Annotated in this window: 19 protein-coding genes; 11 read left to right on the plus strand and 8 right to left on the minus strand. The window is 65.5% G+C overall.

Going from position 1 to position 20,899, the window contains the following annotated elements:
• Window positions 1-314 (plus strand): SseB family protein (locus tag QRO91_RS04340; RefSeq protein ID WP_285310295.1); only part of this gene is annotated, 314 nt, incomplete at its 5' end.
• Between the two features lie 140 nt (window positions 315-454).
• Window positions 455-769 carry a hypothetical protein gene (locus tag QRO91_RS04345; protein ID WP_049430031.1) on the plus strand — a complete coding sequence of 105 codons (315 nt, stop codon included), beginning with the start codon at window positions 455-457 and terminating at the stop codon, window positions 767-769.
• Between the two features lie 82 nt (window positions 770-851).
• Here QRO91_RS04345 and QRO91_RS04350 read toward each other — a convergent pair whose 3' ends face one another.
• From QRO91_RS04350 to QRO91_RS04360, 3 genes are all read right to left on the minus strand, one after another.
• Window positions 852-4,436: a M1 family aminopeptidase gene (locus QRO91_RS04350; RefSeq protein ID WP_049430030.1), complete on the minus strand. Its 3,585-nt coding sequence runs from the start codon at window positions 4,434-4,436 to the stop codon at window positions 852-854.
• A 12-nt stretch (window positions 4,437-4,448) separates the two neighbouring features.
• Window positions 4,449-5,351, minus strand: coding sequence for an ABC transporter ATP-binding protein (locus tag QRO91_RS04355; protein WP_049430029.1), 903 nt, complete (start codon window positions 5,349-5,351; stop codon window positions 4,449-4,451).
• 131 nt (window positions 5,352-5,482) lie between these two features.
• Entirely contained in the window at window positions 5,483-6,514 is a 1,032-nt protein-coding gene (locus QRO91_RS04360) for a LacI family DNA-binding transcriptional regulator (RefSeq protein ID WP_049430028.1), read from the minus strand.
• 293 nt (window positions 6,515-6,807) lie between these two features.
• Between QRO91_RS04360 and QRO91_RS04365 the strand changes: the two genes are divergently transcribed.
• The 6 genes from QRO91_RS04365 (at window position 6,808) to QRO91_RS04390 (ending at window position 12,705) form a co-directional block, all read left to right on the plus strand.
• On the plus strand, window positions 6,808-7,395 hold the full coding sequence (locus QRO91_RS04365) for a single-stranded DNA-binding protein (RefSeq protein WP_049430027.1): 588 nt from the start codon (window positions 6,808-6,810) through the stop codon (window positions 7,393-7,395).
• Window positions 7,396-7,488: 93 nt separating this feature from the next.
• Window positions 7,489-8,274, plus strand: a complete 786-nt coding sequence (locus QRO91_RS04370; protein WP_049430026.1) for a hypothetical protein — start codon at window positions 7,489-7,491, stop codon at window positions 8,272-8,274.
• A gap of 479 nt (window positions 8,275-8,753) precedes the next feature.
• The gene (locus tag QRO91_RS04375) at window positions 8,754-9,659 is read left to right on the plus strand and encodes a hydroxypyruvate isomerase family protein (protein ID WP_049430025.1); all 906 of its coding nucleotides are present in this window, start codon (window positions 8,754-8,756) and stop codon (window positions 9,657-9,659) included.
• A 27-nt stretch (window positions 9,660-9,686) separates the two neighbouring features.
• The gene (locus tag QRO91_RS04380; protein ID WP_049430024.1) at window positions 9,687-11,372 is read left to right on the plus strand and encodes a GMC oxidoreductase; all 1,686 of its coding nucleotides are present in this window, start codon (window positions 9,687-9,689) and stop codon (window positions 11,370-11,372) included.
• Window positions 11,372-11,947, plus strand: coding sequence for a gluconate 2-dehydrogenase subunit 3 family protein (locus tag QRO91_RS04385; protein ID WP_049430023.1), 576 nt, complete (start codon window positions 11,372-11,374; stop codon window positions 11,945-11,947). The genes QRO91_RS04380 and QRO91_RS04385 overlap by 1 nt, the downstream gene beginning before the upstream one ends.
• Before the next feature lie 14 nt (window positions 11,948-11,961).
• On the plus strand, window positions 11,962-12,705 hold the full coding sequence (locus QRO91_RS04390) for a DUF1080 domain-containing protein (protein WP_370671852.1): 744 nt from the start codon (window positions 11,962-11,964) through the stop codon (window positions 12,703-12,705).
• Between the two features lie 10 nt (window positions 12,706-12,715).
• On the opposite strand, the gene QRO91_RS04395 is transcribed toward QRO91_RS04390, so the two are convergent.
• Genes QRO91_RS04395 through QRO91_RS04415 form a run of 5 tightly spaced genes read right to left on the minus strand, consistent with a single transcriptional unit; the run spans window position 12,716 to window position 17,351 of the window.
• On the minus strand, window positions 12,716-13,003 hold the full coding sequence (locus QRO91_RS04395) for a cytochrome c (protein WP_049430054.1): 288 nt from the start codon (window positions 13,001-13,003) through the stop codon (window positions 12,716-12,718).
• Window positions 13,004-13,030: 27 nt separating this feature from the next.
• On the minus strand, window positions 13,031-13,897 hold the full coding sequence (locus QRO91_RS04400; protein ID WP_049430022.1) for a sugar phosphate isomerase/epimerase: 867 nt from the start codon (window positions 13,895-13,897) through the stop codon (window positions 13,031-13,033).
• Between the two features lie 19 nt (window positions 13,898-13,916).
• Window positions 13,917-15,041, minus strand: a complete 1,125-nt coding sequence (locus QRO91_RS04405; RefSeq protein WP_049430021.1) for a Gfo/Idh/MocA family protein — start codon at window positions 15,039-15,041, stop codon at window positions 13,917-13,919.
• Window positions 15,042-16,271 (minus strand): nucleoside permease, encoded by a 1,230-nt coding sequence (locus QRO91_RS04410; RefSeq protein WP_100443778.1) that lies wholly within the window; start codon window positions 16,269-16,271, stop codon window positions 15,042-15,044. It lies immediately after the preceding gene.
• Between the two features lie 27 nt (window positions 16,272-16,298).
• Window positions 16,299-17,351 carry a sugar phosphate isomerase/epimerase gene (locus QRO91_RS04415; protein WP_100443779.1) on the minus strand — a complete coding sequence of 351 codons (1,053 nt, stop codon included), beginning with the start codon at window positions 17,349-17,351 and terminating at the stop codon, window positions 16,299-16,301.
• A 95-nt stretch (window positions 17,352-17,446) separates the two neighbouring features.
• On the opposite strand from QRO91_RS04415, the gene QRO91_RS04420 reads away from it, so the two are divergent.
• The 3 genes from QRO91_RS04420 to QRO91_RS04430 all read left to right on the plus strand — a co-directional run bounded on the left by QRO91_RS04420 (window position 17,447) and on the right by QRO91_RS04430 (window position 20,769).
• Window positions 17,447-18,454 carry a LacI family DNA-binding transcriptional regulator gene (locus tag QRO91_RS04420; protein WP_049430019.1) on the plus strand — a complete coding sequence of 336 codons (1,008 nt, stop codon included), beginning with the start codon at window positions 17,447-17,449 and terminating at the stop codon, window positions 18,452-18,454.
• A gap of 119 nt (window positions 18,455-18,573) precedes the next feature.
• Entirely contained in the window at window positions 18,574-19,626 is a 1,053-nt protein-coding gene (locus QRO91_RS04425) for a sensor domain-containing diguanylate cyclase (RefSeq protein ID WP_049430018.1), read from the plus strand.
• A gap of 117 nt (window positions 19,627-19,743) precedes the next feature.
• Window positions 19,744-20,769, plus strand: a complete 1,026-nt coding sequence (locus QRO91_RS04430; protein WP_049430017.1) for an AI-2E family transporter — start codon at window positions 19,744-19,746, stop codon at window positions 20,767-20,769.
• The last annotated feature ends 130 nt before the right edge of the window (window positions 20,770-20,899 follow it).

Here is a 20,899-nt window from a genome sequence, read left to right on the forward strand (position 1 = left end):
GCGCCTTCATGGAGGCCTTCGTTGCCTCCGAGGTGGTGCTGCTGACCGGCAGCCTGGTAACCCCCGACGGCAGCGGCTTCGACCCGTTGCTGTTCGACAAGCAGGGCACCCTGCACGTGGCAGTGTTCACCGACCCGTCGCGGGTCGGCATTTACAGCCAGCAGGTCCCCCACCAGATCCGCTGGCTGATGCTGGACGTGCTGCGCCGCGTACCGGGTGGCTACGGCGTGGTGATCAACCCCGGCACGTCGCTGGGCTTCGAGATCTCGCCCAGCGGTATCGGCGAAATCCTGAAGGACTTCGCCCAGGGCTGATTGTCCTGTAGAGCCGAGCCCATGCTCGGCTGCCTTCCGCGCAATGCCTGATCAGTCGAGCACGGCTCGACGCTACAGAAGGCTTCCTTTCGAACGCCGTCCGTGATCCCCTTGGGCGACATCGGGATCGAGGCTTCGCCATGGAACTCAGAGGACTACCCGCCGACGCGCCGGCACGATCACGCCATTCCCGCTCGGCCCTGATCTTCCTGATCGCGGCCATCGTTGCCGCCCTGGTGGCCATGCCGCTGCTGCGCGCGGTGGGCATGGTGCTGTGGCCGGTGTTCGTCATTGCCTGGCTGATCAACCTGGGCGCTGCCTGGCATCTGGCCCAGTGGGCGCGGCAGCAGGGGCGCTCGGCGTGGGCATTCGGATTGTTGGCGGCGCTGGGTACCGTCGCCTCGATCGTGGTGTACGTACTGCTGGCGTTGCTGGGACCGAAGGCCGCGCGCTGAATCCGCGCGGCCAGTCCGGGCCATGTGCCGAGCATGGCTCGGCACTACAGTAGAGCCGAACCATGCTCGCCTGCTTGGGGCCTCACATCGTCACCTTGCGCCGGTTGTCGTCGCTCACCCGGTCGATCAGCTTGTTGTACGGGTCGAAGCCTGCTTCGTCCGGCTTTTCATCCACGGTCACCGTAATCTTCGGCTCGGCGCTGGTGATGTGGTGGCGCTGCAGGTACAGCACTTTCTGGTCGCGTTCCTTGCCGGAAGGGCCGTTGGCGAACACGCCGATCTCGACCCAGTCATCCATCTTCCCGTCGCTTTCCTGGCCCTTGCCGTCGGCATACTGCTTGGCCGCGTGCAGGTCCACGGTCACGTCGTAGCGGCCGTCATCGCGCTTGCGGGCGCTGGCGGCCATCACCCGGTTGTCGTAGAAGCTGATCTTCTCGAACAGGTCGGTAACCAGCTGCTGGCGGTCGGCCGGGGTCTCGGCGCGGATGTAGCCCAGCAATTCGCGCGAGGTGGTGTAGGGCGGTTGCTGGTAACCCTTGTCCTGCAGGAAACGCTTCAATGCCCGGTTAAGCGCCTGCTCGCCGATCTCCTCGCGCAGCCGGTAGAACACCAGCGAACCCTTCTGGTAGTGGATGTACTGCTGGTTCTCCACACGTTCCAGCGGCTGTTCCTCGATGGCCTCGCCACCACGCCCGGACAGGTAGCCGTCCAGTTCGCGCTTGAGGAACTGGCGCATGTGCTGGCGGCCGTACTCCTGCTCCATCACCATCAGTGCCGAATACTGCGACAGCGATTCGGACAGCACCGTCGCGCCCTGCACGTTGGCACCGATTACCTGGTGCGCCCACCACTGGTGTGCGATCTCGTGCGCGGTCACGTAGAAAACGTAGTCCACCTTGTCCGGGTCACGCAGGTCGGCGATGAAACCGATGGCCTCGGAGTAGGGGATGGTGTTGGCGAACGACTGCGCGAAGCGCGCATAGCCCGGGAACTCGATGATGCGTACCTGGCGGTGCTGGTACGGGGTGAAGTTCGCTTCGTAGTAGGCCAGCGACTTCTGCACCGCCTCGATCATCCGGTCCACGTTGTAGCCGTGCGCCGGGTCGAAGTAGACCTCGATCGGGATGTCCTTGTACTTCGCCTTGCGCACGTCCCAACGCGCCGACAGGTAGGCATAGAAGTTCAGCATCGGCCGGTCCATGGCATAGCTGAAGCAACGCCGGCCTTTCACCGTGGTCTCGTGCTGCAGGTAGCCCGGGGCCAGCGCGACCTGGTCAGCCGCGGTGCAGACGGTGGTGCGGAAATCGAGCCAGTCAGCATCATTGGAAATGTAGGTGTTGGCGCGCGCCGCTTCGTCTTCCAGCTTGGGCATGCGCCGCGGCTCGCCGAGATCACGCTTGCGCCGCTCGTTGCGGTCGGTGATCTCCGCGCCTTCGTTGTAGCCGAATGACGGCAGCACGCGGCTGTTGAAGAACGTGCCGTTGTCCACAAGGTTGCTCGGCGCCTGGCCGGCGGTGATGCCATTGGGCTTCTGCACCACCCGGAAATGGACACGGCGGCTTTCGCCCGGTTGCAGGGGCTTGTCCAGCCGGTAGATGCGATACCCCAGGTCCTTGTCATGGAAGGCCATCGTCTGTCCGCCAAGATCGGCGGCTACCAGCTGTTTGTCATCACCCATCGAGACATGCAGTTCCGGGATCGGCTGCGCGTGCAGGTTGCGGATCGTCCAGTTCGCATCGATCACCATCGACTGCGATTCGGGGGACAGGTCCACGCGGTTGTCTACCGCCACGATGCGCGGCTGCGGCAGGTTGCGGTACTTCGACAGCTCGCGCTCGTAGCGGGCCTGCAGGTCCAGCTGTTGATCCGGGGAAAGGAACTCGTTGCGGATGTTGGTGCTCCAGTACAGCCAGCCGCCCACGCCGACAAAGGCCAGGGCGGCCACTGCGGCGAAGACACCGGTCGGACCCCACAGGCGACGCCGGGCCAGGGCCAGGCGCTGGCGCAGGCCCTGGCTGACACCACGCACCCAGAACGCGGAGGCCACGCACATCATCGCGAGCAGGAACAACGCCCAATAGCCCTGGAACGCCAGCTGTCCGGTGAGGAAGTGGCCGTAGCCGTTCATATCCGAATAGGGAGCGATCGGCCAGCTGCCGAAGTTGTAGATGTTCTGCGTGTAGTCGAGCATGCCCAGCACGCCCTGGCCGATCATCACCACGATCAGCAGCGCGTAACCGACGAACTTGTTGTTGGTGAGCACCTGCAGCACCAGCGCCAGGCCCCCCATCAGGATGTAGACCACCGAATCCAGCGCCAGGCTGCGCAGGTAGAGCAGCGGCTCCAGGTGCGTATAGCCCTTGGCCAGCTGCACGCTCATCGCGGCCAGCGCGCCGGCCGCCTGGAAACAGGCGATCACCGCCACCAGCGCGACGAACTTGGCCAGCAGCGGTACCCAGTTCGGCACCGGCATGGCGTCGGTCACTTCATTGATGCGCGCGCCGCGTTCCTTCCAGACCAGCTCGCCGGCGAAGAACAGCACGATGATGATCAGCAGCCAGCTGAAGGCGCCCTGCAGGCCCATGATCATCTGTGAGGTGACCGGCCAGATCGAGGTGCCATACAGCGTCTGCCGGAACAGGGCGCTGGGCAGGAAGTTGGCCAGCCCCAGCACCAGCAGCACGATGAACGGGACGCTGCGCAGCACGCCGCCGGTGTCGAAACGCACCTGGCGCAGGAACTGGTGCCATGCGGTGCTGCCAGTGAACGCCGGTACCACGCGGGGTAGGGCTGCGCGGGCAGGACGAACAGTCACCGTATCGGCGGCCGCCAGCGTGAGCTTGCGTCCCCAGCGCCGGCGGCCGCTGCCGCTGCGTTCGGTGCGGAACAGCGCGAACGTGGCGGCGAACAGCACCGCGGCCACGCCCAGCCACAGGGCGCGGTTGGCCAGCAGGTAACCGGCCAGCGCCGGAATGCCGCTGTTGCGTTCGGCGGTGGACCAGTAGCGGATGGTGCGGCCCAGTGCACGCATGCCGAGCGGCTCGCTCAGTACCGCGATCCAGGTGTTGTCGATGTCGCGCAGCAGGGCGGCACTGGCGCCGTACAGCACCAGGTAGGCCACCAGGCCGATGTAGACCCACAGGATCGAGCGGGTCACCGCGGCCAGCAGTGACAGCAGCGCGGTGGTGAACAGCAGGTTGGGAATGACGATGACCGCAAAGGTCCAGGCATAGCCCTGCCAACTGATCGGGCCCACGCGTTCGGGATCGACCCAGGGCATGAACGGCGCCAGCCACAGGCCGAACGCGATCACTACATAGACCAGCAGTCCAGCCGCCAGTGCTGCGGCGATGCGTCCGGCAAGATAGTCGCGGCGCTTCACCGGGCTGGCGAAGATCAGTTCGGCGGTGCCGAGCTCGAAGTCACGCAGCAGCGCATTGCTGACGAACAGCGCGGTGACAAGCATGCCAAGCAGGGTGAAGATGCCCAGCATCTGCGCGATCACCGTCGGCGCGTTGCTATGCACGTTGCCGGTGCCGCCACCGATCTGCACCGCATCGCTGGAGGCCGCGGCGAAGGCGAGCAGGGCGAACAGCCCGGCCAGCAGCCACAGCAGTGGGGAACGCAGCTGCTCGCGCAGCTCGAAGCGGAAGAAGTTGAAGATCATGGCGTGCTCCGCTCAGGCTGCCGCGCGGGCACGGGCCTGCAGGCGCAGGCGCTGGAAGTACACGTCCTCGAGATCGGGGGCCACGGCTGCGAAACCGTCGCCGGGGTCATTGGCGCTGTGTACGTGAATCACCGGGCGACCACCGACCAGGCGGGTGGACAGCACCACGTAGCGTGCCTCGTGGTCGGCCAGTTCCGAAGGATCGACCTGCTTGCGCCAGACCTGCTGCTGCAGCGCGTCGATGGCATCGGCCGGGCGCCCGGTCAGCAGCACCTGGCCCTTGTTCATGATCGCCATCGTCGGGCAGAGGTCGGTCACGTCCTCGACGATGTGGGTGGACAGGATCACCGCCACGTTCTCGCCGATGGCCGCCAACAGGTTGAGGAAGCGGTTGCGTTCCTCGGGATCGAGGCCGGCGGTGGGTTCGTCGACGATCACCAGCCGCGGGTCGCCGAGCAGTGCCTGGGCGATGCCGAAACGCTGACGCATGCCGCCGGAGTACGTGCCGAGCTTACGCTTGCGCGCGTCCCACAGATTCACCTGCTGCAGCAGACCATCGACCACTTCGCGGCGCTGGGCGCGCTGGGTCAGGCCCTTGAGCACCGCGAAATGCTCCAGCAGGTCCAGCGCACTGACCTTCGGGTACACGCCGAAATCCTGCGGCAGGTAGCCCAGCCGGCGGCGCACGGCGTCTTTGTCGCGCAGTACGTCGATCGGAGTTTCGCCGGGGATGCTGAGCACGGCCGAGCCGCTGTCGGCTTCCTGCAGGGTGGACAGGGTGCGCATCAACGAGGATTTGCCCGCGCCGTTCGGCCCGAGCAGGCCGAACATCCCGCGCGGGATGTCCAGGCTGACATTGTTGAGAGCATGCACGCCGTTGGCGTACGTCTTGGACAGCGAATCGATCTTCAGCATGCGACGTACACCTTTCCGTGGGCGATGTCTGCGCGTTATCCGCGCATCGGCTTCCGTGCGCATCCGCCGTTGGTCATGGGGGGAGAATTCCGCCGTCGCACGTTGAGGCGTGGCGGGAGGTCTGGTGGCGCTTACCGGCGCAGCGACGATTCCCGCACCACCAGCTTCACCGGGATGCTCTGGCTGTCCACCGGCTGCCGGCCGATCAGCGCCAGCAGGCGTTCCACCAGCAGCTGCCCGGCCTGCTTGGTGTCCTGCTGCACCGTGGTCAGCGCCGGGGATACCGAGGCGGCCAGCGGGATGTCGTCGAAACCGGTCACTGCCACGTCCTGCGGCACCCGCAGCCCGGCCTCGCGCAGGGCACGCATTGCGCCGATGGCGATCAGGTCGCTGGCCGCGCAGATCGCATCGATCGGCTCGCCGCGTGCCAGCAGCGCCTGGCAGGCCTCCTGGCCGGAGGCCTCGGTGGTGATCGCATCGTGCTGCAGCGCCGGTTCGGCGGCCAGGCCGTGTTCCTGCAACGCCGCCACATGGCCGCGGTAACGCTCCTGGAATTCCGGGTAGTGGCTGGATGCGTGGCCAAGGAAGGCGATGCGGCGGCAGCCCTGCTGCAGCAGGTGGGTGGTGATGTCGTGCCCGCCCTGGAAGTTGTCGCTGCCGATCGACACGCCGGGCTGGCCGGGCAGGGCGGCGCCCCAGCGCACGAAATGCGTGCCCTGTTCGACCAGCCGCTGCAGGCGGTCGCGCGACTCGTGGTAGTCGCCATAGCCGAGCAGGATGATGCCGTCGGCCTTGTTGCTGTCCTCGTAATCGGCCTGCCAGTCGGTGGACAGCTGCTGGAACGAGACCAGCAGGTCCTGCCCGTGCAGGGCGCAGGCGCGGGTGATCGAGCCGAGCATCGAATGGAAGAACGGGTTGATCAGTGAATCGTCGTTGGTTGGGTCTTCGAAGAACAGCAGGGCCAGGGTGCCGGCGTTGCGCAGGCGCAGGCTGGAAGCGTTCTTGTCGACCTTGTAGTTCAGCTCGCGGGCGATGCGCAGGATGCGCTCGCGGGTCTCGGCGTTGACCATCGGGCTGCCGCGCAGGGCCCGCGACACGGTCGGCTGGGAGACCCCGGCCAGGTGGGCGATGTCCAGGGAGGTGGCTTTGCCTTTGATGGTCATGTGCGAACGGCAGGGGGCAGGTGGAAGGTGCCCGGGCATGATGCCATGGGCAGACGCGAATGCCCTTGCAGGCGTCCGTCGGGGCGGCGCTAAGTCATTGCCGTACAAGGAAATCAGTCTGAGCCCTGGCTGCGGTCAGGGACTTCTGACCGGGCGGATGGCGGCGGCAATGCTAAGATGCATCGTTCTCGCATTCCCCCAAATTTCAACAGGGGCGGCCCAGCGTACTGCACCCCTGCCCGGGGCTGTGCTATCACTGGCGGTCTGCCCTTGGACAACGGACGAAGGTACCTATGGCGCGCGGCATCAACAAAGTCATCCTGGTCGGCAATCTCGGCAACGACCCGGACGTGAAGTACACCCAGGGCGGCATGGCGATCACCCGCATCAGCCTGGCCACCACCAGCGTCCGCAAGGACAAGGATGGCAATCAGCAGGAACGTACCGAATGGCACCGCGTGGTGTTCTTCGGCAAGCTCGGCGAGATCGCCGGCGAGTACCTGCGCAAGGGCAGCTCGGTCTACGTCGAAGGCAGCCTGCGCTACGACAAGTACACCGGCCAGGACGGCGTGGAGAAGTACTCCACCGATATCATCGCCGATGAAATGCAGATGCTGGGCGGCCGCGGTGAAGGCGGCGGTGGTGGCGGTGGCGGCAACTACGGCGGCGATCGCCCGCAGCGCCAGCAGGCCCCGCGCCAGGAGTACGGCGGCGGTGGCGGCGGCCAGCGTGGCGGCCAGGGCGGTGGTTATGGCAACCAGGGCGGCAACCAGGGCGGCAACCAGGGCGGTGGCTACGGCAACCAGGGTGGCAACCAGCGCCCGCAGCCGCAGCAGGCGCCGCCGATGGACGACTTCGCTGACGACGATATTCCGTTCTAAGGAACACGCGAGTCACAAAAAAAGCCCTGGCATCTGCCGGGGCTTTTTTTATTGAGCTTCGTGCCGCTAACGTAAACTGATGGAGGGCAAGCAATGACAGAATGGATCCAGCACCAGTTTGCAGTGCTCAAGGCGTTGCCCATGTGGATCAGTTTCACCGGGTGCGCGCTGATAGCGGCAGGGGGGAGTCTCGCAGCGTATGCGGTGGCCGAACGCCTGTGCAATGCCCGAACCTATGCAATCACGCCGACTCGAGCGATGGAGCTGCTCTTCGCTGGCGTCTTGATCTCGTTGTTCTCGCCGATTGCGATGCGGATCGTCAACGGTGCGATCTACTCGTATCAGTTTGATGTCGCGTTGCTGTTCTACTTCGGGCCACTGATCCCCCTGGGCGTATGGCTTGTGGGTGTAATCATTGTGGGACGGGTCATGGTAGCCTCGAAACCAGAGCTTGAGGGGGGCGAAGCTCGCGATCAGTACAGATACAACCTTGAAGAGATCGGCCGATCGCGATATGGCCTGCACATCACGCCTCGACATCACAAACGCTGCTGCCGAATTTTTCGCATGCAAGTGTTCTGGCGCAAACCCTCAATTTCGAACGTGGGTGTGATGGCGAGGAGCACGTTGAAGACCTGCCTAATCAGTGAGCTGCAGTCGGGGGACACGGTTGAGATCGTTACACCCAATCAAAAGCTGGCCAAGTTGGTTGAATGGATGGCGGCGACCGGCATGCCAGCCGGCTACACCATTGCATCCATAGAGCGCCGGCTCGGGCGCGTGACAATGATGCTGGGTTATCTCAGCGGTTGCGGTTGGTCGTGGAGAACTGCGCTGAAGAACCCTTTGGTCAGAGGTTTCGAGATCACGAGGTCATGAACGTTGGAACTGCACCAGCACATGTTGATGCAGTTGGTGATGCCTCTTGCCTGACACGGTATCGGGAAGCAGAAATGGGTGGAGGGACTGGCCAGAATGAGACTGATTGAGTTGAAATTTTCCACGGTCTACGCGTCGACAAGGAAGTGGGGGATCTACGGATTCCGTTTGGTCTGTTGAAGAAGGAACGGTCGACGTGCTCTTTAAGTGAATGATTCAGTGTTTTTACCGCTCGACGGGTTTGGAGCTGAGTCATCAAATGTGCACAACCGTTCTGATCGAAAGCTCGTTCGCAGCAGAAAAGTAAGCCCCGCTCATGCGGGGCTTTTCTTTTTGCGCGATGTCGACTGCGTTGTGCTTCGCAGCATCAGTTTTCGTGCACCGCGACTTGCAAACAGGCAAATTCCTCCCCTATGGTGCAATCGATTGCATCGCTGTGAATTGTTGCGTTTGATACCGGTTGGGAGGCCGGAAGGTGGATGACCATCCATTCGATCAGACCGGCTCCTCCGAGGGGGCTCACGCGGCGCGATGCGCTGCGCATCGCAGTTGCCGGCGGCATTGGCCTGGGGGCCGGGACGATCGCGGGGACATTGCCCGCATTCGCCGCCACTGCACCGCTGAAGGGTAACCTGAAGCACTCCGTCGCCCGCTGGACCTTCCCGCAGCTGTCCGTCGCCCAGCTCTGCGCGACGGTGAAGGACATCGGCTTCGCCGCGATCGACCTGGTCGGCCCGGAAGACTGGCCCACGCTGAAGGCGAATGGCGTGTACAGCTCGATGTGCAACGGCGCGGAGCTGGGCCTGACCAAGGGCTTTGCCGGCCGTGAGTTCCACGACCAGCTGGTGGAGCGCTACACGCGGCACATCGATCTGGTGGCCGATGCCGGTTACCGTAATCTCATCTGCTTCTCAGGCAACCGCAACGGTATGGATCCGCAGGAAGGCATGGCCAATGCGGAGGCTGGCCTCAAGCGCATCCTCGGGCATGCCGAGAAGCGCGGTGTGGTACTGGTGATGGAGCTGCTGAACTCCAGGGTCGACCACCGCGACTACCTGTGCGACCACTCTGCGTGGGGCGTAGAGCTGTGCCAGCGGCTGGGCTCGGACAACTTCGGCCTGCTCTACGACATCTATCACATGCAGATCATGGAAGGCGACATCATCGCTACCATTGGAAAACACCACGCCTGCTTCAAGCATTACCACACCGCAGGCGTGCCTGGCCGGAACGAGATCGGAGACCAGCAGGAGCTCCACTATCCGGCCATCTGTCGCGCGATCCGCGACACCGGTTTCAAGGGGTATCTGGCGCAGGAGTTCACGCCTGCCGCGCCCGATCCCGTTGCCTCATTGCGCGAGGCGATCCGCCTCTGCGACGTCTGAAACGATATCCACCCAGGTAAGAAACCCATGGCAGATAATCACTACGACGCCATTGTTGTTGGCTCGGGAATCAGTGGCGGTTGGGCGGCGAAGGAGCTGACCGAGAAGGGCCTGAAGGTCCTGATGCTGGAACGCGGACGCAACATCGAGCACGTCAAGGATTACGTCAACGCGATGAAGGAGGCGTGGGATTTCCCGCACCGCAACCGGCCAACGCAGGCGATGAAGGCCGCGTTCCCGGTGCTGATGCGCGACTACGGACTGGCCGAGAACCTGGATGGAATGTGGGCCAACGAACAGGACTCGCCCTACATCGAGACCAAGCGCTTCGACTGGTTCCGCGGCTACCACGTCGGCGGTCGCTCGCTGCTGTGGGGGCGGCAGAGTTATCGCTTCTCCGATCTGGATTTCGAGGCGAACCTCAAGGACGGTATCGCCGCTGACTGGCCGATCCGATACGCCGATATCGCGCCCTGGTATGACCATGTGGAAAAGTTCGCCGGCATCGCCGGTACGCGCGAGGGACTTGATGTGCTGCCGGACGGCGAGTTCCTGCCGCCGATCCCGTTGAACATCGTCGAGAAGGATGTGGCCGCACGTATCAAGAAGGCGTTCGGCGGAACGCGGCACATGATCCACTCGCGCACCGCCAACATCACCAAGCCGATGCCCGAGCAGGGCCGCGTCAACTGCCAGTACCGCAACAAGTGCATCCTTGGCTGTCCCTTCGGTGCCTATTTCTCGACCCAGGCGGCGACACTGCCGGCGGCGATGAAGACCGGCAACCTGACGCTGCGTCCGTTCTCGATCGTCAAGGAAGTGCTGTACGACAAGGATCGCAAGCGTGCGCGCGGCGTGGAGGTCATCGACGCCGAAACCGGCCAGACCTACCAGTACACGGCCAAGGTTATTTTCCTCAATGCGTCGTCGTTCAACTCGACGTGGCTGCTGATGAACTCGGCAACCGATATCTGGGACGGAGGGCTGGGTTCCTCGTCCGGCGAGCTCGGGCACAACGTGATGGACCACCACTTCGGTGCGGGTGCTTCGGGCCGGGTCGAGGGCTATGAGGACAAGTACTACTTCGGCCGCCGCCCCTGCGGTTTCTATATTCCGCGGTTCCGCAACGTCGCTGCCGACAAGCGCGCCTACCTGCGCGGGTTCGGCTACCAGGGCGGTGCCAGCCGTACTGGCTGGTCGCGCGAGATCGCCGAACTGAACATCGGCGCCGACCTGAAGGAAGCGCTGACCGTGCCCGGTGACTGGCGCATCGGCATGACCGGTTTCGGTGAGATGCTGCCGCACCACGACAATACGATCCGCCTGGACCGCGAGCGCAAGGACAAGTGGGGGTTGCCGGTGCTGGCGATGGACGTTGCGATGCGTGCCAACGAACTGGCCATGCGCAAGGACATGGCCGCAGATGCTGCCGAGATGCTGGAAGCGGCCGGCGTCAAGGACGTGAAGATGCACGACAACGATTACGCCCCGGGCAAGGGCATCCATGAAATGGGAACGGCGCGGATGGGACGTGACCGCAGGAGCTCCGTATTGAACGCACACAACCAGGTCTGGGATGCGCCCAACGTCTATGTGACCGACGGCGCCTGCATGACCTCCAGCGCCTGCGTGAATCCGTCGCTGACCTACATGGCGCTGACCGCGCGGGCCGCCGATCATGCCGTGCGCGAACTGAAAGCGGGGAACCTGTGATGGATCGTCGCGAACTGTTGAAGATGATCGTGGCCGCCACCGGTGCGGCGATGGTCGGGTTGCCGGCGCTGGTGCATGGCAAAGCGCCAGCGGCGGGCGCGATGGCCGCGTTCTCCGATGCCGAAATCGGCACGCTGGACGAGATCGCCGAGACCATCCTGCCGCGGACCAGGACACCCGGGGCGAAGGACGCGGGCGCCGGTGCGTTCATGGCGACGTTCGTCAGCGACTGCTACACCGCCCGGCAGCAGGCGACGTTCCGCGCCGGCCTGGCCGATATCGACAGACGCGCCGGCGGCCGCTTCGTATCGCTCACACCGGAAGCCCGCACCGGGTTGCTGCGAACGTTGGACGCCGAAGCCAAGGCACGCAACGCTGACGTGACCGAGACCGGCACTCCCGAGGAAGGCGAGGCCATGCCGCATTACTTCACGATGATCAAGCAGCTGGCCATCTTCGGCTTCTTCACCTCCAAGGTCGGCGCGACCGGGGTGCTGCAGTACGTCGCCGTGCCGGGTCGCTACGAAGGCGACCTGGCCTATGTCCCAGGTACGCCTGCGTGGGGTACCAGCTGATGGAGCGCACGATGATGACCAGGCCGCTGCTGATCGTGGCCGGCGTACTGGCCGCTGCACCAGCCCTCGCACAGGACGCTGCCGATCCTGCACGCGATCCGAAGAAGACCGAGGTATGGACCCCTGTGCCCGCGGTCGTGGCGACGCCCCCGGGCAGGGCACCATCCGACGCGATCGTGCTGTTCGATGGCAAGGATGCCTCCGCATGGGAGGCGGAGCAGGGTGGGCGTGTGCCCTGGAAGATCGCGGACGGCGCGATGACCGTGGTGCCGGGCAGCAAGGGCATCCGCACCCGGCAACGCTTCTGCGATGTCCAGCTGCATGTCGAATGGCTTACACCCACCGAAACAAAGGGTTTCGACGGCCAGAACCGGGGCAACAGCGGCATCTTCCTGCAGGAACTCTACGAGCTGCAGGTGCTCGACAGTTACAACAACCCCACCTATGCCAACGGCCAGGCCGGCTCCATCTACAAGCAGGCCATGCCGCTGGTGAACGCCTCGCGCGCGCCGGGCCAGTGGCAGGCCTACGACATCATCTGGAAGGCACCGCGCTTCTCGCCAGGCGGCGGGCTTGTCTCGCCTGCGCGCATCACGGTGCTGCACAACGGCGTGCTGGTGCAGGATGACACCGTGCTGGCGGGGAAGACCGAGTACATCGGCGCACCGTCGTACTCACCCCACGCGTGTGCGCCGCTCTATCTGCAGGAGCATGATTCCAGGGTCAGCTACCGCAACATCTGGGTGCGGGAACTCTGATCCCACCTGGCTACTTCGCCAGGTAACTGGCGATGTCGTCGATTTCCTGCTGCGAAAGCTGGGGAAAGGGCGGCATCAGTCCGCCGCCCTTCCTGATCTTGTCCTTGATCTGCGCGGGATCCAACCGCTTGCTGACGTCGGTAAGCGCCGGGAACGCACCCGGCATGCCGGCGCGATCAGCGCCGTGGCAGGCCATGCAGTTCGCGCTGTAGAGCTTGGCGCCGGCGGCAGGATCGTCCTTGCACCAGGCAGTGGTGGCAAGCGTCGCGCCACAGAGCATCACAGCCAGTTTCAGCATCGTCTTCAAGCGGGGCTCCTTCGCGGGCTAGCGTTGTGCGCTGGCGTGCGGGCTGACGGTCAGGTGTTCACGCAGGTAGTCCGCACCGGTCTGGATCACCTTGGCCGGATCACGCGGTTGGTCGTGTTCGAGGATGTACCAGTGCACGCCCGCGGCGGCCGCGGCTGGCAGGATCGCGTTCCAGTCCAGCACGCCCTGGCCGACGGCGGCGAATCCACCTTCGTCCTGGGCCTGGCCCTTGGGCGCATTGTCCTTGGCGTGCACCGCGAACAGGCGGTCACGGAACTTGCCCAGCATCACCGCCGGGTCGTGTCCGGAGCGCGCCACCCAGGCCAGGTCCAGTTCGGTCTGCAGGTCGGGGCCGGCAGCAGCGAACAGCAGTTCCAGGCCGGTCCTTCCGTTGAAGTCGACCAGCTCGAAGTCGTGGTTGTGGTAGGCCAGGCGCATGCCCTTGGCCCGAACCTGTTTGGAAAGCCGGCCCAGCTCCTGGCCCAGTGCGGTCCAGCCTGCGGCATCGGTGGGCCGGTCCTTCGCGTCCAGGTAGGGCACCACCAGCGTGGCGTTGCCGATCGATCGGTTGAAGGCCACCACGCCGTCCAGGTCTCTGCGCAGCTCGGCCAGCGCAACGTGCGAGGAGATCGCCCTGATCGAATACCTGTCCAGCAACTGCTTGAGTTCGCTGGCGCTGACGCCCTGGGTCCCCACCGTTTCCACCGCGTGCACGCCCGCGTCGCGAACGATCTTCAACTGCTGGTCGAGCGATCCGGCATTGCGCAGTGAGTACATCTGCACTGCGATGGGCTTCTGCGCGGCGACGGCTTCGCTGGCGAGGCCGGGCAGTGCCGTGAGCAGCAGGAGTGCGAGGGCTGCGGCTCTGCGGACAGGGGTTTTCATCAGGCGTTCCTCCCGGGATTCAATCGATGGTGGTCCAGGCACGCGTCCTGGCCGATGCGATGACGCGGTCGACGATCCGTGCCGAGCGCACGCCGTCGTTGAAAGTGGGCAGGCCCTCGGGCCGTTCGCCGTCGATGGCGCGATAGCTGTCGGCAATGAACGCCTCGAAGCACTGGCCGTAGCCCTGCGCGTGACCGGCCGGCAGCACCGACAGCCGCCGTTGTTCGACACCGCCTGCACCAGGACCGCGCACGAAGATCTCCTCGCGCTGGCCAGGTCTTCCGATCCACAGCCGCTCGGCATCCTCCTGGTTGAAGGCCACGCTGGCCCTGGCACCGTCGATCTCGAACCAGAGGCGGTTGTGGCGTCCTGCGGAGACCTGGCTGACCGTCAATGACGCCAGTGTGCCGGCACCGGTCCTGAACATCGCCGCGGCCACGTCTTCGCTGGTGACCGTCTGCATCGCGTCGCTGGCTGTGGGCGTGCTGAAGCTCTGACCGGTGATGGCGCCGCGTTCGGCGATCACCGTCTCGAACGCCGCGTTGACCTCGGCGAAGCGCTCGCCGCTGATCCATTCCACCAGGTCGCACCAGTGCGAGCCGATGTCGGCGAACACGCGCGACGTACCGCCCAGTGCCGGATCCACGCGCCAGTTGTTGCTGGCCGGGTCCAGCAGCCAGTCCTGCAGGTAGCTCCCGTGGATCAGGTGCAGAGGCCCCAGCTCGCCGTGTGCGATGCGTGCGCGCGCCTCGCGCACCACCGGGTGGTAGCGGTAGACGAAGGGGACCGTGGCCACAAGGCCGCGCGAGGCCGCCAGCGCAGCCAACGCCTGTGCATCTTCCAGCGAGGTGGCCAGCGGCTTCTCGCAGATGACGTGCTTGCCGGCTTCCAATGCGGCCTGTGCCATCGGCCGGTGCAGATGATTGGGCGTACAGACGTGCACGACCTGCACCTGCGGATCGGCGATGACCTCGTCGATGTCCCGATAGGCGCGCGGGACATTCCAGGACTGCGCGACCTCATGTGCACGCTGCGCGGACGAGGCGGCCACGCCGCGGATCTGCGCACCGGCCAACAGCGCCGCGCGACGATGCACGGCGCCAATCATACCGGTGCCGACGATGGCGATTCCAAGCGTCGCCATCTACTGGATTCCTCGGGACGCAGACGGTGCCGCTGCGACCAGCGGCCGGTCGCGGAACAGCAGCAGGAAGGCGATCAGCACGACCAGCGCGACACCGGCCGGGAACAGCCAGATCTGTTGCCAGTCAGGTCCCGCCGCCGTGGTGAAGTGCTCCACCACCGCACCGGACAGGAAGGTGCCGATCAGCATGCCCACGCCATAGGTCGCCAGGGTGATGAAGCCCTGCGCGCTGCTGCGCGCGTCGGGGCCGGCATGCGCATCGGTGTAGATCTGGCCGGTGACGAAGAAGAAGTCGTAGCAGATGCCGTGCAGCACGATGCCGATCACCAGCAGCGAGAAGCCGCTACCGGCATCACCGAAGGCGAACAGGGCATAGCGCAGCACCCACGCAGCCATGCCCACCGCCAGCATCGTCTTCACCCCCAGCCGCACGAACAGGAATGGCATCGCCAGCATCAGCAGCACTTCGGACACCTGGCCCAGCGACTGCAGGCCCGCAGCGCCGCGCACGCCCAGGTCATTGAGGTACGGGTTGGTGAAGTTGTAGTAGAACGACAGCGGGATGCAGATGGCGATGGAGGCCAGGAAGAACACCAGGTACGCGCGCGACTTCAGCAACCGCAGCGAATCCAGCCCCAGAATCTGCCCGAGGCCGGCATCGCGCTGCTTCGCCAGCGGCGGCGTGTGCGGCAGGGTGAACGCGTACAGCCCCAGCACCAGTGATGCCACCGCCGCCATCTGGAAGGTGAGTTCGAGCCGATGCGCCTGTTCCCAGCCCAGCCAGCCGATCAGCACACCGGCCACGATCCAGCCGACGCTGCCGGCCACGCGCACCAGCGGGAACTGCTTCTCCGGCGACTGCATGTGCCGCATTGCCACGCTGTTGGCCAGCGCCAGCGTCGGCATGAACAGCAGCATGTAGCCCATCACGCAGGCGGAGAACGTGCTGAAGCTGTCCGCTGTGGAGGCCATCCAAAGCAGTACTGCGCCGGCCAGGTGCAGGACCGCAAGGATGCGCTGCGCGGCGAAGTAGCGATCGGCAATCAGGCCAACCAGGAAGGGTGCGACGATGGCGCCGATGGACTGGCTGAGGAAGGCCGTCGCCACCTGGCTGGCGCTGGCCTGCAGCGGGCCCTGCACCAGGTAGGTGCCCAAGGTCACGAACCACGCTCCCCAGATGAAGAACTGCAGAAACATCATCGCGCCCAAGCGCGACATGGCGTGCGTCATGGCTTGCCCTCCCGGGGCGGTATCGGCTCAGAGTCCCAGCATGCGGTGCAGTGATGCAGCGTCGGTGCCGCTGTCGGCAAAGTCGTCGAAGGCGCGTTCGGTCACGCGGATGATGTGGTCGCGGATGAAGGCCGCGCCCTCGCGTGCGCCGTCCTCCGGGTGTTTCAGGCAGCACTCCCATTCCAGTACCGCCCAGCCGGGGAAGTCGTACTGCGCGAACTTCGAGAAGATCGACTTGAAGTCGATCTGGCCGTCGCCGAGTGAGCGGAACCTGCCCGGGCGATCGATCCAGTCCTGGTAGCCGCCATACACGCCACTGCTGGCGCTGGCGCGGTACTCCGCGTCCTTGACGTGGAAGATGCCGATGCGCGCGTGGTAGCGGTCGATGAAACCGAGGTAATCCATCTGCTGCAGCAGCAGGTGGCTGGGGTCGTACAGGATCTTCGCGCGCGGATGATGGTCGACCACGTCGAGGAAGCGCTCGAAGGTCGCGCCGTCGTGCAGGTCCTCGCCGGGGTGGATCTCGAAGCACAGGTCCACGCCGGAGTCATCGAAGGCATCGAGGATCGGGCGCCAGCGCCGGCCGAGTTCGGCGAAGGCCTCTTCCACCAGGCCGGGCGGGCGCTGCGGCCAGGGATAGAAGTACGGCCAGGCCAGTGCGCCGGAGAAGGTCGCGTGTGCGGTCAGTCCCAGCCTCTGGCTGGCCTTGGCTGCCAGCAGCAGCTGCTCCACTGCCCAGGCTTGGCGCGCGGCCGGGTCGCCGCGCTTGTCCGGCGGTGCGAATCCGTCGAACAGGCTGTCATAGGCGGGATGGACGGCGACCAGCTGCCCCTGCAGGTGGGTGGACAGTTCGGTGATCTGCACACCCTGCCCGGCCAGCATGCCGGCAAGGTCGTCGCAGTACGCCTGGCTGCGTGCGGCCTCGGCCAGGTCGAACAGGTGGGGCGCGCTGGTCGGCACTTGTACGCCAGAATAGCCCAGGCCCGCGGCCCAGCCGGCCAGCGTGTCCAGCCGATCAAAAGGAGCTGTGTCGCCGATGAACTGCGCCAGGAACAGCGCTGGACCCTTGAGCGTCTTCAACGTGATTCGCCCTCGATGCAATCGATTGCATTATCCTAGCAGGGGCTTACGCAGGACCTGTTGTGCACTGCACAGCGGGCAGGAGAACTAACGCCATGGCCACCATCTACGACATTGCAAAGCACGTCGGCGTCTCTGCCGGCACCGTGTCACGTGCACTTTCGCGGCCGGACAAGGTGCTGCCGGCGACGCGCGCACGCATCGAGCAGGCCGCCGCAGCGCTGGGCTACGTGCCCAATACGGTCGCGCGCACGCTCAAGACCCAGCGCAGCGGCAAGATCCTGGTCACGGTGCCGGATATCGCCAACCCGTTCTTCGCCCAGATCCTGCAGGGGGCGGAAGACGCCGCACAGGCTGTCGGCTATGCGGTGCTGCTGGGCGATACCCAGGACCAACCCGACCGCGAGGAGCGCTACGCGCAGATGCTCCGGCGCAACGAGGCCGACGGCATGATCGTGCTCGGCCATCGCCTGCCACCGACGGCGCGCGAGATTGTCCAGCAGAGGGGAGCTGCTGCGCCGGTGGTCAACGGATGCGAGTTCGACCCCGCGCTGGGCCTGCCCAGTGTGCACATCGACAATGTGGCCGCTGCACGCGCCGTCATGGAGCACTTGTACGCACTGGGCCATGAACGGATCGCCGTGGTCGGCGGGCCGCCGGACAATCCCCTGCACCAGCAACGCCTGGAAGGGGTGCGGGCGGCCGGCAAGGCGCGCGGACGCCTGCGCCAGCTGAGCGTGGTGCCGGGCGATTTCTCGGTGGAATCCGGGCATGCCGCGGCCGTGGCGCTGCTGGTCGATGCGTCGGCGCCGACCGCAGTCTTCTGCTTCAGCGACCAGATGGCGCTGGGTGCGCTGGCGGCCTGCCGCGATCGGGGCATCCGCGTGCCGGACGAGTTGTCCATCGTCGGTTTCGATGACCTGGCGTCTTCGCGTTACCTCACGCCGCCGCTGACGACCATCCGGCAGCCGATGCGGGAGATCGGCGCGCGCGCGGTCAACCTGCTGCTCGCCATCATCGAACAGGTGGACGTTCCGCTTCAACAGACGCTGGATTTCAGCCTGATGGTGCGGGGATCGACGGCGGCGCCTGGGCCCAGGTGAGGCCAGGGACGCTGCAGGTTCGAGTCCTTGATCCCGAATTGACGTAAAGCTGTCAGACTCACGACAGGCAGCCCGGCAGGGGCCGGGGTGGAACGTGCGATCGCGCAGGGGGGTCGGCAATGCCGTTCTTGACTGACTCGACGGAGGTCGCGGTCGAAGGCGTCGGCGCGGCACGGCGCATCGGCTGGATGCGCTTCGTGGGCAATGGCCTGGGCGCGATCCCCATCGCCTCGATCATGCTGGAGCGCCAGGATGGCGCGCTGCCCTGGGTCCTGCTGCTGCTCAATGCGCTGGCATGGCCTGCGCTGGCGCTGGTGCTGACCCAACGCTCGCGCAAGCCGGCTGCGGTCCAGTTCCGTTGCATGGTGGCCGATTCCTTGTTCGGCGGCGGCTGGATCGCGTTCATGGCCCTGAGCGCCGTACCCAGCGCGTTGTTCGCCGCACTGCTGGTGGCCGACAAGATCGCGGCCGGCGGCGTGCGCCTGGCGATGCGGGCCACGCTGGCGCTGGTGGTGGGCTTCGCGCTCACCTGGTGGGCGCTCGGGTTTCCTTACCAACCCGTGTCGTCGCAACGCACGATCGTGCTCAGCGTGCCGTTCCTGTTCGTCTATGGCATCGGGCTCAGCATCCTCAGCTGGCAGCTGGCGCGTCGGGTGAAGTCGCAGAACCGCCAGTTGAAGCGGCTGAGCCGGATGGACCCGCTGGTGGAGCTGGCCAACCGCGGCTTCCTGATCGTCCGTGCGCAGCAGGCCCTGGACAAGGCGCAGGGGCAGGGTGGTTTCGCCTGCCTGCTGATGCTTGATGTGGATGACTTCAAGCGCATCAATGACTCGCATGGTCATCGTGCCGGGGACGAAGTGCTGCGCCATATCGCCTCCACCTTGCGCGCCTTCGCCCGGCCCGGCGACACCCCGGCGCGACTGGGCGGCGATGAGTTCGTCGTGCTGCTGCACGACTGCGCGCCCGTGGATGCGATGCACGTAGCCGAGCGGGTCCGCCTGCACCTGCTGGAAGCGGCGCGGCAGGCTACGCCAGGGGTGGAGTTCAGCGTGAGCATCGGCATTGCCGCCACCCCGCGTGGTGGCAGCGTGGAGGACTGGCTGGCCTTGGCCGACCGCGCGCTCTACCACGCCAAGCGGCAGGGCAAGAACACCGCCAGCTACGGCGAGTGAAGATGACGAGTCGAGGCCGCAGGCGCCTGCACGCGCTGCCAGACAGCCGTTCATCCTGCGCGCGGAATCGTCGCCGCCAATCCTCTACCATGGGCCACCCCGCCCGGACGTGCCCCCATGCAAGACGCCCTCGTTGCCCAGTCCAAGCCCCCTGTTCCGAGGATCGCGGCCTGGTTGATGATGCTGCTGGGCATGTGGCTGGCGCTGAAGCTGGGCCTGGTGGTGACCCTGCTGTCGGGCCTGCTGGTGTTCCAGCTGACCCACGTGCTGGCGTCCACGGTGGAGGGCAAGCTGCCGCCGGGACGTGCGCGGGCGATCGCGGTCATCGTGCTGTCGGCGGTGATCATCAGTGCGCTGGTGATGGCCGGCATCGGCGTCGCCTCGTTCTTCCGTACCGAGACCGGTGGCCCGGATGCACTGCTGGGGCATCTGATGGATATCCTCAACAGCTCGCGTCATCAGGTGCCGGCGCTGCTGCAGCCCTACATTCCCGAGGACATGCCCGCGCTGCGCACGGCGCTGAACGACTGGGCGGCAGAGCACCAGCGCCAGCTGGGCGTGGCCGGTACCTCGGCGGTGCAGATTGGCGTACGGGTACTGATCGGCATGGTGCTGGGCGCGATGATCGCGCTGTACGACGAACTGCCGCTGCCACAGATGGGACCGCTGGCGCAGGAGCTGATCGGCCGCACCAGCCGCCTGGCCACCGCGTTCCGCCAGGTGGTGTTCGCACAGGTGAAGATCTCGCTGCTCAACACCGTGTTCACGGCGATCTTCCTGCTGGGCGTGCTGCCGCTGTTCGGCGTGCACCTGCCGCTGTCCAAGACGCTGGTGCTGATCACCTTCATTGCCGGCCTGCTGCCGGTGGTGGGCAACATCATTTCCAACACCATCATCACCATCGTCGCGCTGTCGGTCTCGTTCTACGTGGCCGTGGCCGCGCTGCTGTACCTGATCGTGATCCACAAGCTGGAATACTTCCTCAATGCACGCATCGTCGGCGGGGAAATCCAGGCCCGTGCCTGGGAGCTGCTGCTGGCCATGCTGGTGATGGAAGCGGCGTTTGGCCTGCCCGGCCTGGTGGCGGCGCCGGTATTCTATGCCTACGTGAAGCGCGAGCTGGTCGACCAGCGCTGGATCTGACGCGGCCTGATGTGACATTCCCGCTACGATGAGGCGGGCCCTCCCGTCTTGTCGGCGCGTTCGCGGTCGATGTGCCATATCCATCGCAACGGTTCGCACGGCGCTGGCTTGGCGCTGCCGGGACCGGTCG

The sequence above is a fragment of the Stenotrophomonas maltophilia group sp. Smal32 genome, assembly GCF_030237085.1.
Taxonomy (GTDB): Bacteria; Pseudomonadota; Gammaproteobacteria; order Xanthomonadales; family Xanthomonadaceae; genus Stenotrophomonas; species Stenotrophomonas maltophilia_Q.

Coding starts and splice junctions, on each gene's coding strand:
- QRO91_RS04345 (WP_049430031.1), top strand. CDS start 455: ATGGAACTCAGAGGACTACCCGCCGACGCGCCGGCACGATCACGCCAT.
- QRO91_RS04350 (WP_049430030.1), bottom strand. CDS start 4,436: ATGATCTTCAACTTCTTCCGCTTCGAGCTGCGCGAGCAGCTGCGTTCC.
- QRO91_RS04355 (WP_049430029.1), bottom strand. CDS start 5,351: ATGCTGAAGATCGATTCGCTGTCCAAGACGTACGCCAACGGCGTGCAT.
- QRO91_RS04360 (WP_049430028.1), bottom strand. CDS start 6,514: ATGACCATCAAAGGCAAAGCCACCTCCCTGGACATCGCCCACCTGGCC.
- QRO91_RS04365 (WP_049430027.1), top strand. CDS start 6,808: ATGGCGCGCGGCATCAACAAAGTCATCCTGGTCGGCAATCTCGGCAAC.
- QRO91_RS04370 (WP_049430026.1), top strand. CDS start 7,489: ATGACAGAATGGATCCAGCACCAGTTTGCAGTGCTCAAGGCGTTGCCC.
- QRO91_RS04375 (WP_049430025.1), top strand. CDS start 8,754: ATGACCATCCATTCGATCAGACCGGCTCCTCCGAGGGGGCTCACGCGG.
- QRO91_RS04380 (WP_049430024.1), top strand. CDS start 9,687: ATGGCAGATAATCACTACGACGCCATTGTTGTTGGCTCGGGAATCAGT.
- QRO91_RS04385 (WP_049430023.1), top strand. CDS start 11,372: ATGGATCGTCGCGAACTGTTGAAGATGATCGTGGCCGCCACCGGTGCG.
- QRO91_RS04390 (WP_370671852.1), top strand. CDS start 11,962: ATGACCAGGCCGCTGCTGATCGTGGCCGGCGTACTGGCCGCTGCACCA.
- QRO91_RS04395 (WP_049430054.1), bottom strand. CDS start 13,003: ATGCTGAAACTGGCTGTGATGCTCTGTGGCGCGACGCTTGCCACCACT.
- QRO91_RS04400 (WP_049430022.1), bottom strand. CDS start 13,897: ATGAAAACCCCTGTCCGCAGAGCCGCAGCCCTCGCACTCCTGCTGCTC.
- QRO91_RS04405 (WP_049430021.1), bottom strand. CDS start 15,041: ATGGCGACGCTTGGAATCGCCATCGTCGGCACCGGTATGATTGGCGCC.
- QRO91_RS04410 (WP_100443778.1), bottom strand. CDS start 16,271: ATGACGCACGCCATGTCGCGCTTGGGCGCGATGATGTTTCTGCAGTTC.
- QRO91_RS04420 (WP_049430019.1), top strand. CDS start 17,447: ATGGCCACCATCTACGACATTGCAAAGCACGTCGGCGTCTCTGCCGGC.
- QRO91_RS04425 (WP_049430018.1), top strand. CDS start 18,574: ATGCCGTTCTTGACTGACTCGACGGAGGTCGCGGTCGAAGGCGTCGGC.
- QRO91_RS04430 (WP_049430017.1), top strand. CDS start 19,744: ATGCAAGACGCCCTCGTTGCCCAGTCCAAGCCCCCTGTTCCGAGGATC.